The organism is Synechococcus sp. CC9311, from assembly GCF_000014585.1.
GTDB lineage: Bacteria > Cyanobacteriota > Cyanobacteriia > PCC-6307 > Cyanobiaceae > Synechococcus_C.
The window spans coordinates 255,352-267,228 of sequence record NC_008319.1; the positions used below are offsets into that span (position 1 = coordinate 255,352).

Annotated in this window: 12 protein-coding genes and 1 pseudogene; 8 read left to right on the forward strand and 5 right to left on the reverse strand. The window is 57.7% G+C overall.

Annotation, left to right across the window (positions count from 1 at the left end):
- Positions 1–894, forward strand: a complete 894-nt coding sequence (locus tag SYNC_RS01190; RefSeq protein WP_011618228.1) for an MlaD family protein — start codon at positions 1–3, stop codon at positions 892–894.
- Here the strand turns inward: SYNC_RS01190 and bchD are convergent.
- A complete protein-coding gene (bchD, locus tag SYNC_RS01195; protein ID WP_011618229.1) occupies positions 891–2,972 on the reverse strand; it encodes a magnesium chelatase ATPase subunit D in 2,082 nt (693 codons plus the stop codon). The genes SYNC_RS01190 and bchD overlap by 4 nt on opposite strands.
- 21 nt (positions 2,973–2,993) lie before the next feature.
- Between bchD and folK the strand changes: the two genes are divergently transcribed.
- From folK to SYNC_RS01210, 3 genes and pseudogenes are all read left to right on the forward strand, one after another.
- Positions 2,994–3,542: a 2-amino-4-hydroxy-6-hydroxymethyldihydropteridine diphosphokinase gene (folK, locus tag SYNC_RS01200; protein WP_041426847.1), complete on the forward strand. Its 549-nt coding sequence runs from the start codon at positions 2,994–2,996 to the stop codon at positions 3,540–3,542.
- A 67-nt stretch (positions 3,543–3,609) separates the two neighbouring features.
- Positions 3,610–4,172: pseudogene (locus tag SYNC_RS01205) on the forward strand (NUDIX hydrolase).
- Positions 4,172–5,650 carry an FAD-binding domain-containing protein gene (locus tag SYNC_RS01210; protein WP_011618233.1) on the forward strand — a complete coding sequence of 493 codons (1,479 nt, stop codon included), beginning with the start codon at positions 4,172–4,174 and terminating at the stop codon, positions 5,648–5,650. Before SYNC_RS01205 ends, SYNC_RS01210 begins: the two are co-directional and overlap by 1 nt.
- Here the strand turns inward: SYNC_RS01210 and SYNC_RS01215 are convergent.
- Both SYNC_RS01215 and SYNC_RS01220 read right to left on the reverse strand, forming a co-directional pair.
- The gene (locus SYNC_RS01215; protein WP_011618234.1) at positions 5,629–6,843 is read right to left on the reverse strand and encodes a DegT/DnrJ/EryC1/StrS aminotransferase family protein; all 1,215 of its coding nucleotides are present in this window, start codon (positions 6,841–6,843) and stop codon (positions 5,629–5,631) included. The genes SYNC_RS01210 and SYNC_RS01215 overlap by 22 nt on opposite strands.
- Positions 6,844–6,853: 10 nt before the next feature.
- The gene (locus tag SYNC_RS01220) at positions 6,854–7,471 is read right to left on the reverse strand and encodes a thioredoxin family protein (protein ID WP_049750309.1); all 618 of its coding nucleotides are present in this window, start codon (positions 7,469–7,471) and stop codon (positions 6,854–6,856) included.
- A 71-nt stretch (positions 7,472–7,542) separates the two neighbouring features.
- Between SYNC_RS01220 and SYNC_RS01225 the strand changes: the two genes are divergently transcribed.
- Positions 7,543–8,046 carry a hypothetical protein gene (locus tag SYNC_RS01225; RefSeq protein WP_011618236.1) on the forward strand — a complete coding sequence of 168 codons (504 nt, stop codon included), beginning with the start codon at positions 7,543–7,545 and terminating at the stop codon, positions 8,044–8,046.
- On the opposite strand, the gene SYNC_RS01230 is transcribed toward SYNC_RS01225, so the two are convergent.
- Positions 8,043–8,471, reverse strand: a complete 429-nt coding sequence (locus tag SYNC_RS01230) for a DNA polymerase (protein ID WP_041426291.1) — start codon at positions 8,469–8,471, stop codon at positions 8,043–8,045. The two genes, SYNC_RS01225 and SYNC_RS01230, sit on opposite strands and share 4 nt — an antisense overlap.
- Positions 8,471–9,418 carry an FAD-binding domain-containing protein gene (locus SYNC_RS01235; RefSeq protein WP_011618238.1) on the reverse strand — a complete coding sequence of 316 codons (948 nt, stop codon included), beginning with the start codon at positions 9,416–9,418 and terminating at the stop codon, positions 8,471–8,473. Before SYNC_RS01235 ends, SYNC_RS01230 begins: the two co-directional genes overlap by 1 nt.
- Positions 9,419–9,528: 110 nt before the next feature.
- Between SYNC_RS01235 and fabI the strand changes: the two genes are divergently transcribed.
- From fabI to hisB, 3 genes are read left to right on the forward strand one after another with little or no spacing between them, the layout of a single operon-like run.
- Positions 9,529–10,311, forward strand: a complete 783-nt coding sequence (fabI, locus tag SYNC_RS01240; protein WP_011618239.1) for an enoyl-ACP reductase FabI — start codon at positions 9,529–9,531, stop codon at positions 10,309–10,311.
- Positions 10,308–11,207 carry a bestrophin family ion channel gene (locus tag SYNC_RS01245; RefSeq protein ID WP_011618240.1) on the forward strand — a complete coding sequence of 300 codons (900 nt, stop codon included), beginning with the start codon at positions 10,308–10,310 and terminating at the stop codon, positions 11,205–11,207. The genes fabI and SYNC_RS01245 overlap by 4 nt, the downstream gene beginning before the upstream one ends.
- Positions 11,208–11,261: 54 nt before the next feature.
- Positions 11,262–11,867, forward strand: coding sequence for an imidazoleglycerol-phosphate dehydratase HisB (gene hisB / locus SYNC_RS01250; protein ID WP_011618241.1), 606 nt, complete (start codon positions 11,262–11,264; stop codon positions 11,865–11,867).
- Positions 11,868–11,877 lie beyond the last annotated feature (10 nt).

Consider the following 11,877-nt stretch of genomic DNA (forward strand, 5'->3'; position numbering starts at 1 on the left):
ATGCGTAGGAGCGTACGTGAGGGGCTTGTCGGATTTTCTGTGATTGCCGCTGTTGTCTGCTTTGCAGGCACCATGCTCTGGCTCAGAGGCGAGCGCGTTTTGTCGAAGACCTGGAGCGTAACGGCCGATTTCCAGGATGCAGGGGGATTGGCGGTTCGTTCACCTGTCACCTACCGGGGAATCATGGTGGGAAATGTGACGGATATCAAAGTCACGCCCAAGGCTGTAAGGGTGTCGATCGAGATCAATCAGGATGATCTTCAGTTAACGCTGCCTGTGCAAGCCACTGTGTCTTCCGCATCGCTGTTGGGAGGAGACTCTCAGGTGGCCTTGAGCAGTGTTGGTCCGCCCTTGAAAAAGAACGCTCCAATGCCTAAATCTCAGAGCTGTAAGGGGCAGGGTGTGCTGTGTGATGGAGCAACCATTCAAGGAAGCGAATCCGCGAGCCTCGCATCGATAACGAACTCTTTTCAGGAACTTTTGCATCAGGCAAAGACAGAACAGTTGGTCCCCAAATTGGTTGGATCTACAGAACAGTTCGACGAAACGTTGCGGGATATTGAGCTGCTTGCCACGCAACTCAGAGAGGATTTAGCGAGGGCTGCTCCCACGATTTCGAACCTCAACGAAGCCACGGCTCAGGCGGCGAGTGCCAGCCGTCATATCAATAATTTGGTCAGTGCTTTTGACAATCCAACAACGATTACGGACCTCAAGCAAACAGTGAGCAATGCACGATCGTTGACGGCAACCTTCGATGCGGTGGGCGGTGACGTTGACAAACTCACGGCAGACCCTCAATTCATGGCTGCTGTGCGCAGCGTCACGATTGGTTTAGGGCAGTTTTTCCATGAGTTGTATCCCGCACGCACCCCGGATGTCGCCAAGCCTTAAACCGTGTTCAGGGCATCCATGGCGACGGCGGCAATCGCCTGATCGCTTGCTTTGGGGAGTTGAACATACTTGCCTCCCGCGGCTTCGGCGAGATCTTTTCCCATGCCGCTACCGATGAATTTGCGTTCGGTGTCGATCACCAGCAGCTTGAGACCCAACATCCGATAACGGGTGGCCACATCCAGCACTTCTTGCTTGAGATCGGGCTTTTCCTCTCCCTCCAGCACCGGTTGTCCAAGGGAGGTGCTGAGGGGAACATTGCCTCGACCATCCGTGATTGCAACCACTACCACTTGGCCGAGATCGCCTGTTGCAAGGGCATTGGCACCAACCCGGGCGGCTTGGGTGAGGCCGTGGGCCAGCGGTGAGCCACCGCCACAGGGCATGGATTCCAGGCGTCGCCGCGCGGCCGTAATCGAGCGGGTAGGGGGCAGCAGCACTTCAGCTTGATCACCGCGGAAGGGGATGAGTGCCACCTCGTCGCGGTTTTCGTAGGCCTCTGTGAGGAGTCGGATGACGGCTCCTTTGGCGCTCTGCATGCGGTTCAGAGCCATCGAACCACTGGCATCCACCAGAAAGATCACCAGGGCACCGGCCTGGCGTTGCAGCAGCTTGGCTCGGAGGTCGGATTCTTCAACGATGACGATGCGGTCAGGCTGCCGCGCTCGCCGCGCCTTTTGATACGGGGCAGCAGCGCGCAAGGTGGCGTCAACAGCGATGCGGCGCACGGGACCGCGGGGCAACATCGGTTTCACATAGCGGCCACGGCTGTCACTGAGGACGACGGAGCGGCTGCCGCTGTTGCCGCTTTTGCTCTTGGCAGCGTTGAACAGCAGCAGATCAGGATCAATCGCTACGGCCTCTGGATCGAGCATGAACTCCTCCGGCACCGACGGTGGTGGCTGCTCTTCGGGGGTGTCGTCATCATCGTCGCTGTTGTCTTCACTCTCCTGTTCTTCGCTTTCCTGCTCTTCCTCTTCCCCTGAGCCCTCAGGTGGTGGCGGTGGTTGTTGATCCTGGGGTGGTGGTGGCTCCATCTGTTGTTCAGGTGGGGGCAGTTGAGAAGCGCGTGGGGCGATCACCAGCGCAACAGCGACTTGTAAGTCCTCTGCTTCCACCTGATCGCGCCCGCTGAGGGCGGCATGGGCTTTGGCGGCACGCACGGCGTAGAGCTCGGAGCGATGCCCTTCCACCCCACCGCGAATGGCCTCAGTCACCAGATATTCGATCTGATTGCTGCTGATTTGTACATCCGGTAGCCATTGCCGCGCCAGGAGCAGTTGGGTGGCGAGAGCGTCGGTTTCTTCGCTCCACTTGTCGGAGAAGCTCCGGCTGCATTGACCGTGGGCCAGGACCGCGTTGGTGATCTCCACTCGTTGCTCAGTGCTAACGATTTGATTGGCGGATAAGACGATCGCAAAGCGATCCAATAGGTGATCTCGGATGGCCCCTTCTTCGGGGTTGTAGGTGGCAATCAGCAGTGGCCGGCAGGGGTGGCTCAGGCTGAGCCCTTCTCGTTCCACCTGGTTTTCGCCGCTGCCAACAGCGGCAAGCAACAGATTGATGATCCCATCGTCGAGCAGGTTCAGCTCATCGACGTAGAGCACACCGCGGTGTGCTTCTGCCAGTAATCCAGGCTGGAAAACGGGTGACCCACTGGCCAAGGAGGCGGTGACATCCACGGAGCCCACCAGGCGATCTTCCGTAACGCCAAGGGGAATCTGGATAAACGGTGCTGGAATCACTGTTTTGGGTGGATCTTGCTGCCGTTCGCCCCAATCCTGGACATCCTGCGGATCGAGGTTGCGTCCTGGCAGCTTGGTCTCTCCAGCTGCTTCAAGGTCAACAACCTCGATGGGAGGGATCAGGGCATGCAAGCCTCGAGCCAGCACCGACTTACCTGTCCCACGCCCGCCAGCAATGATCACTCCGCCTAAGCCTGGATCTACCGCTGCCAACAGCAGGGCCAGCTTGAGGGTGCCGTGGCCGGTAATGGCCGCCAGCGGAAAAGCCCGGCTGGCTTGATTCAGCGCCGCCGTGCTGATGACTCCGTTTGATGTCACCCCGCTTGCAACCATGGATGCGCCTTGACTCCACCTGTGAGAAACAGTCTCGCTGATCAGACCAACAGCCTTGCTGTGGCCCTGGGTTCCAATCAGGACGGCCCTTGTGGCTCGCCGCTGCGGACTCTCATGGCAGTGAGGCCTTTGCTGGAGGGTTTGTTGGGCCTTTGGGCTCAGTCCGTGGAAGAGATCAGTCCAGGGGACACTGCTCCGAACGGTGTCTCTTCGCCACTGACCTTCTCTTGGTCCCCGTTGCAGCAAACCGCACCTGTGGGTGGACCAATCGATCAGCCCTCCTATCTCAATGCCGTTCTGCTGGTGAAAGGCCTTGAGCTGTGCCCTGAATCGGCCACTGCGTTGCGTTTGCTGGATGCCCTCCAACAGTTGGAGCAATCGTTCGGGCGCAACCGCTCTCAAGAGGAACGATGGGGACCGCGACCTTTGGATCTCGATTTGTTGTTTTGGGGAGATTGGCGTTTGGATCATCCGCGCTTGACGCTGCCGCACCCCCGCTTGCATTTGCGCAGTTTTGTGATGGAGCCATTGCTGGCGGCCATGCAGGCTTCAACGCCCTGGCTGAGCTGAAAGGGTGGCTGACGCACGGCTGTGGGACTGAACCCGCCATGCTGGTTTGAAAGCTTGCTCCATCTGCATGGTCCCGCTGCCCGCGCCTGAGCCCTCCAAGTTGTTGGAGACCCTCGAGACCATGGATGCGCGCAAGATTCGTTTCGAGCGCAATCGCATCCTGTTGCCAATGGGGGTGGAGGGCACGTTTGGGATCATTCGCCACCCAGGGGGCCTCACTGGGCGGTTCCCATCACGTCTGACGGCCAGGTTGTGATTTTGCGTCAATACCGTTTCGCGGTGCAGGCACGTCTCCTTGAGTTCCCTGCGGGAACCCTTGAAGAGGGTGAAGATCCGCTGGAATCCATGCAGCGAGAGCTTGGGGAAGAAGCTGGCTATAGCGCTGCCCGTTGGGATTCGCTTGGCCCGATGTTGCCTTGTCCTGGATACTCCGACGAAGTCATTCATTGCTTTTTGGCGCGGGACCTCAGCCGTTTGGAGCATCCACCTGCTGGCGATGACGATGAGGATCTTGAGGTGATCTTGATGAGTCCGTCGGAATTGGATGCCCGTCTGGCATCCGGTGATGAATGGCTGGATGGCAAGAGCGTCACCGCCTGGTTCCGTGCCAAGCAACTGTTGGGTCTCTGATGACAGCGTCTCGCGTTTTGTTTTGGCATCGCCGCGACCTGCGATTGGCCGACAATCTCGGTTTGCAGGCGGCTGAGGCGATCAGTCCTGCGGTAACTGGCGTATATGTTCTGGATCCAGCTCTGATCCAACCACCTGAGTCGTTGCCGCCGATGGCTCCAGCTCGGCTTTGGTTCCTGGTGGAAAGCCTGCGCGAACTTCAGCAGCGCTGGCGTGATGTGGGAAGTCGTTTGCTTGTGGTGGCCGGCGATCCGGTGCAGCTGCTGCCGCGTTTGGCGTCGTTACTAGAGGCGCCGGCGGTGGTCTGGAGCCGGGATGTGGAGCCTTATGCACGGGAACGCGACCGTCAGGTGGCCAAAGCACTGCAAGCGGATGGGTGCAAGGTGTTAGTGGATTGGGATCAGCTGCTGCTGGCACCGGATTTGATCAAAACCGGCGGTGGTGATCCGTATCGCGTGTTTGGCCCTTTCCTGCGCAATTGGCGCGGGCAGGTGGAGCGCAGTGGGCCAAGCACGGTGGACCCTCCCAGGGCCTTGATCGATCTGGAGGCCGAGATGCTGGAAGCTGTTCTCGGAGGTGAAGGTGCGCTGGGCCGTTTGTGCACTGAGGGGCAGCGTCAGCTGGAGCAGTTGCAGGTTGAGCACGGTTTTCGTGGCACGGACCTGTGCCCCAGTCGTCCAGGAGAGGCCGCGGCTGCTGCGCAGTTAGCCGCCTTTGCGGACGGGGCATTGCTGGCCTATGAACCCGATCGTAATTTTCCGGGGATGCCAGGAACGTCTTATCTCAGTGCGGGATTGAGTGTGGGTACGGTCAGTCCCCGTCAGGCCTGGTGTGCTGCGCAAGGAGTCAAGGAGATCGCCCGTAGTGATGAGCAACAGCAGGCGATCACGGTATGGGAACAGGAACTCTGCTGGCGTGAGTTTTACCAGCAGGCCTTGTTCCATTTCCCAGAACTGGCGGATGGTCCTTACCGCGAGCAGTGGCGGCGTTTTCCTTGGGAAAACAACAGCGACTGGTTTGAGGCTTGGAGGGAAGGACAAACGGGGATGCCGATCATCGATGCGGCGATGCGACAGCTCAACCAAAGCGGCTGGATGCATAACCGTTGCCGCATGATCGTGGCCTCATTCCTTGTGAAGGATTTGATCTGTGATTGGCGTTGGGGCGAACGCGCCTTCATGGAGTTGGAGGTGGATGGAGATTTGGCCGCTAACAATGGTGGCTGGCAATGGAGCGCCAGCAGTGGCATGGATCCAAAGCCTTTGCGGATATTTAATCCGGCCACTCAGGCGACGAAATTTGATGCCGAGGGTGAGTACATCCGTGAATGGGTTCCTGAATTGCGGCACGTCAACACGAAGGATTTGATCAGTGGTGAGATCCCTGCTTTAGAGCGCAGGAGCTATCCGGAGCAGCTGATTAATCACAAAGTGCAGCAGGCCAAGTTCAAGGCGCTTTACGCCACCATCCGCTCTTGAATCTGAGCGACGAGTTGTTCGCGCAACACCGTGATGACCCGTTCCTGTTGTTCAGCCGTTAATTCCGGGAAGATCGGCAGACTCAGGACTTCGCTGCACAGTTGATCTGTGATCGGCAGGTTGCCCTCAGCGTGCGCTTGGCCTTCGTAAGCAGGCTGCCGATGGATTGGGATGGGGTAATAGATAATCGTGTTAACGCCTTGCTCTTGGAGGCTTTGCTTGAGCCAGTCACGGCAACGACTGGAGGGCAAGCCCAAGGTGCTGGCTGACTCGGAGCAGGTTCTGTCACATGTTGGCTGGTTGTTTGGGCAGAGGCCTACGCGCACAACAAACTGATTCCAGCCATGGCCCACGCTCGCGTCAGTGGCGGAATCGGGGAGCTGAACGCCCGGGAGGTCTTTGAGAGCTTCGAAATAGCGTTTGGCGATTGCTGCTCGCTTCTCGACCCATCCGCTGAGGTATGGCAGTTTCACGTTGAGAACAGCGGCCTGAATGGAATCCAGGCGGCTGTTGTAGCCCAAGGCGGTATGGAGGTAGCGGCGGGGCATACCATGCACCGCGAGTTCACGCATTCGTTGGGCAAGATCATCGTCTTGGCAAGTCATGGCGCCGCCATCACCAGCAGCTCCGAGATTCTTTGTGGGAAAAAAGCTGAAACAGCCCACATCGCCCCAACTGCCAACGGGTTTGGAGTCCCAGCTGGCGCCAGTAGCCTGCGCGCAATCCTCCACCACCTTGAGCCCATGGGAATGGGCGATCTCCATGATGCGTGCCATATCCACCGGACGGCCAAACAGGTGAACCGGTAGCAGCGCCTTGGTGGCGGGTGTGATCGCGGCTTCAATCAGATTGAGGTCGATCAGATAGGTGACAGGGTCAACGTCCACGAACACGGGCGTCGCTCCCACAGCACTGATCGCTTCGGCCGTTGCAAAGAAGCTGAAGGATGCGGTGATCACCTCATCGCCAGAGCCGATGCCAAGGCCTCGCAACGCCAGGACCAAAGCATCAGTACCGCTGTTGCAACCCACGGCATGGCGACTGTTCACGCTTGCGGCAAACGCCTTCTCAAATTGTTTGATCTCGGCGCCACCGATGTATTGCCCACTGCGCAACACCCGCAAGACAGCATTATCGAGCTCCGATCCGAGATCGGCGAGTTGATCTGTGAGGCTGAACGGAGGCACCTGCATGGCGGGCACCTTAAGTCGACTGGCCAAACCATGGGGGTTCCTGGCCAGGGTTCCACTTGATGTTGCAGCCCACGGAGGGCAGTTGCGTCTCGCTCACAGCGGTCCCAGCCAAGATATTTGTGAGTGCAGCGCGTAGATCAGCTCCGTCGAGAGGCTGGTTATTCCCTGGCCGACTTGAATCGAGTTGGCCTCGATAGCGAAGCGTTTGCGTGCCATCAGCATCGGGTGCAAAGGCATAGAACTCAGGGGTGCAGGCGCCACGCAGATCTTTGGCCAGCGTTTGCTGTTCATCCAGCAAATAGGGGAAGCGCCAGCCCTGCTGATCGGCCTGTTGACGCAGCCCATCACGTCCGTCTTGAGGGTGAGTGGTGAGGCTATTGCTGGAGATGGCGAGCAGGGTGATCTGGCCTGCGAAATCCGACTCCACACGGGTGATCTCTGGCTCCACGTGTTTCACGAATGGACAGTGAGCACAAATCAGCATCACCAACAGAGGGCGCCCCGGCAGATCCCTGCTAGTCACCAGCTCATCCAGCGAGGACCAGGGCGGATGACCCGACACCAAGGGCAGTGAAAATTGAGGCAGAGGATGCTGAAGAGGAAGCATCGTGGATGGCGTCAGGACCATGGCGTCGAGCAATGGTGGATCCCGCCATCCTGAGCCGGTAGAGAATTACCTGTCAAAGAAGGATCGATTTGATGGTGCGGGTGCTGACAATGGTGGTCATGGCAGGACTCTTGAGCGCCTGTGCGCAGAAGCAAGGAATCACCTGGAAAGTCTTTCCCCTGCAGCGCAATACGCCCCACGATGGACTTGCTGTCGTCAGTCAACCCGATGGCTATGGGGTTCATCTCTATTTGGAAACCGATACCAGCGATCCAGCTGTTTGTTCACCGCGCTGGCTTCCAGACCCGGCACGATTGTTTAACGGCAACGGCAGTGTTCCGTTTAGTTCGGGATTGGCGCCCCGTGCAGAGTTTCTTGCAGCGGTGAATCGGAGAGACGTTCGAAATACTCTGAAGCAGGAGCTCGAGGCGCTGTGCAAGCTCAGAGCTCCTCAGGCGCGCTGGCAATGGCTGGAACCACCGTTAAAGGCATCAGAGCTGATGCCCGTGAGCCTGCCGGCCTTGGAATACCCAGACCTTCTTACCGATCCTGCAGAGGAAAAAGAGCGCGAGGACAAGCTTTTGAAGGAGGACTAAAAGGTCTCCCAGACCACAGGTTCCGCTTCTCGCCAGTAGCGACTAAATCGACCCAGCCGTGGTGGTTTGTGTAACTCCACAAAGGGATCCGGGTCGAGCATCCAGAGGGGAAGCTCCCGATCAATGGCCGCAGCAATGCGTTGCAGGCGGGGATCCACCACGGTGCTGGTGACCACAGCATCGGCTCCGTGGCGTTGGGCGAAACCCAGCACCTCACGCGCCACATCACCTCGGCGCAGGGTGAGCGGAAGGCTCAAAGCGGATTCGTACAAAAAACCGATGCGTTTGCGACTGATGGACTGGTCTTCAATCCAGGTGTCGTCGAATACGAATAGTCCTGGTGCGTTGGGGTAGTCCTGAAGAGCCGGGTTGGCTGGTCCCAGGGCTTCTTCATGCACCCAGAGGATTGGTTTACTGGGATCCATCAAAATCGCTGGGTACTGGGGCGTGTGCTGGGGCATTGACTCGACTTTTTGCTCGAGCGGGAGCCGGATCGGTGTGATCGACGTGCAGTTACCTCACGGATGGCTGGCTGAACCTTGAACAGCTGTTGCTCCAACTGTTCGTAACTGCGATCAAAGGGGCAGGATTCGTTGCTTGGACACTCCTGGCAATACCTCCCGCTGCTGTAGCGCTCCAGGTTTTGACGATTAAAGAAATAGGGCTTGTGACTGAAGCAGCTGGCGACCCACTGCCAGCTGAGGTGGTTGCTGGCGGGGTCGCCATCCAGGAGGTGCTCGAGGAACCAGTCAGCCCCTACCCGCCAGTGCACCCGTCTCCAGTGCACGAGGTAGGCCGCCATCCACATCCGCGCGTGGTTATGCAGCCATCCTTGAGTGACTAATTCGTTTCTGAAGCCATCCATACAGGCCAGGTTTGTTCGTCCCTCCCTGATGTCATCGGGGAGACCCTGCTCATACTCACTGGCGGCATGGCCAGTTTTGTGATCTTCTTGATCGTCATGAATGCGATCACCGAGATCAAGCCACATCCGCTGCCAGAAATCACGCCATCCCAGCTCATTGATCAGTTTTTCGCCGTTATCCCTTCTTTGGCTGGTTTGTTTCAGCTGTGAGAACACGGCATCTCGCACTTCCGCAAGCGTGAGAATTCCGTGGCGGATGTAGGGCGATAGGCGTGTGACGGAACCGTTGAGGTGGTTGCGACTGCGGCCATAGCGCTTGGCATCCATCGCACTGAGCTGCCGTTCAGCAGCGGCTCGACCGCCTTCGATCGGGCTGAGCTCCCCCAATGCGTTCGGAAACTCTTGCGATAACAGGGAATTCAGCGCTGTGCGCTCGAGAAGATCTCGGGGCAGATCTGTGGATTCGCTCGGCCAACTGAGCGGCGCAGCGTGCGGCAGCCTGGACACTGGTGCATGTCAAAAAAACGCCACACCATGCTGTCGATGTGTCGTTGTGAGCGTGAGTGCCCCGGCATGGGAGAGAATCGCTCGAATGAACCACTCCGGGGTGCGGCCTGATGCTTCTTGATCTCACTGGTAAGAAGATCCTTGTTACTGGCATCGCCAACAATCGCTCCATTGCCTGGGGCATCGCGCAACAGCTCAAGGCGGCTGGAGCCGAGCTAGGAATCACCTACCTGCCTGATGAGAAGGGCCGGTTTGAATCAAAGGTTCGTGAGCTCACGGCTCCGTTAGAGCCTTCGTTGTTTTTGCCTCTGAATGTTCAGGATGCCGCTCAGATGGAGACGGTGTTCGCTGAAATTAAAGACAAGTGGGGGCAGCTGGATGGCCTCGTGCATTGTTTGGCGTTTGCGGGAAAAGAAGAATTAGTGGGCGACTTCAGCGCCACCACGGCGGAAGGTTTTGCACGTGCCTTAGAGATCAGTGCCTATTCCCTTGCACCTCTGTGCCGTCATGCCAAGCCGTTGTTCAGTGAGAAAGCGGGTGTGGTGACCTTGACCTACCTCGGCGCTGAGCGGGCGATTCCTAACTACAACGTGATGGGTGTGGCTAAGGCGGCTCTGGAAGCCTCCGTTCGCTATCTCTCTGCTGAGCTTGGACCCGAGAAACAGGTGCGCGTGAATGCGATCAGTGCTGGCCCGATCCGCACGCTGGCGAGCTCTGCAATCGGAGGCATCCTCGACATGATCCACAACGTGGAGGAAAAGGCGCCGCTACGCCGTACGGTTACTCAAAATGAAGTTGGGAACACGGCTGCGTTCCTGCTCAGTGATTTGTCGAGTGGCATTTCTGGCCAAACCATCTACGTGGACGCTGGCTACTGCATCAACGGCATGTGATCAGGCCGCGCGGATGTCTTGATTACCTGAAACTCTCCTGGTGGTTGATTGTTCACCAGGGGAAGAGTTTGCTGCTCGCAACGCTGCTTTGTGCGATCAGTCTCCCTTTAAACGAGATAATTTCTACGGCGCTGCTCCCAGAAGCTCTTGTTCAGGTTCTTGGTCTGCTTCTCAGCCTTTTTCTTGGTTTTCGCTACAGCCAGGCATACAACCGCTGGCTAGAAGCACGGGTGTTGTGGGGCGCGTTGGTGAATCACAGTCGCAGTTGGCGTGACTTGTTAGTGCGTGTTTTACCCCGCCAGCTGCCGCTGTCCTGGAAACGTCGCCTGCTTCAGGAGGTGGTGCTTTTGGTGTGGTGCCTGAATGCTCAACTGCGCAGCTCCAAAGGCAGCGCGGTCTTGCTCCCCGAGCCTGTGCGTGAGCTGGGGGTGAAGATTGGACTGCGCAACCTCAGTGTGCAATCGCTGCTGAAGCGAATGGCACGAGAGCAGCATTTACTTCGCCAGGGAGGCTGGGTGGATAGTTTCCAAAGCAGTGAGTTTGGTCTTCTGCAGCAGGCGTTCACCAATGTGATTGGCGGTCTGGAACGCATCCGTCACCAACCTCTTCCAGCGTCATCAACCTTCTTTATTCGAGGCATGACCTGGGTCTATGGCTATTTGGTTTTTCTAAAACTCGATGCGCTGGGACACATTTCTGCAGCGCTGCTGGGTTGGCTGGTGTTTTTGATTTTTCTCATGGCTGAGAGGATTGGAACTTTTATTGAGCGCCCTTTTGTTGATGCCCGTTTTGCGTTGCCGATGGATCACTTTTGTGCGTTGATCAGCCTCGATCTTCTTGGGGCTTCCTCCCCATTGGCTAAACCTTCTTCCACAAAGGGCCCCTGGCTGCGCTGAGCTTCATTCGCGATGATCAAGTCAGTCACGGGGCGTCGAGCGGCGCTGGAACGCATGCGCACTGGGGAGATTCACCGCGTTACAGGCGAGACCGATGTCAGTGTTCGGCTCGGGCTTGACGGCAGCGGCCGCTGTCAGGCCAGCACAGGTGTGCCTTTTCTCGATCACATGCTGCATCAGATCAGCAGCCATGGCCTGATTGATTTGGAGATCACGGCAAGCGGCGATACGCATATCGACGACCATCACACCAATGAAGACGTTGGGATTGCGTTTGGTCAGGCACTCTCTAAGGCCCTGGGTGATCGTCGCGGGATCTACCGCTTTGGCCACTTTGTGGCACCGCTGGATGAAGCGTTGGTGCAGGTGGTTCTTGATTGCTCCGGACGCCCTCACATCAGTTGGGGGCTCACCATCCCAACGCAGAAAATCGGAACCTATGACACCGAATTGGTGAAAGAGTTTTTTGTGGCTGTCGTCAATAACTCAGGCCTCACCTTGCACATCCGTCAATTGGATGGGGTGAACTCCCACCACATCGTTGAGGCCTGCTTTAAGGCTTTTTCAAGGGCGCTGCGCATGGCGACTGAGATTGACCCTCGCCGGTCTGGATTGGTGCCCAGTAGCAAGGGGGTATTGGAGCAAGCGGGTGGCTCTTAGACAGCCAATC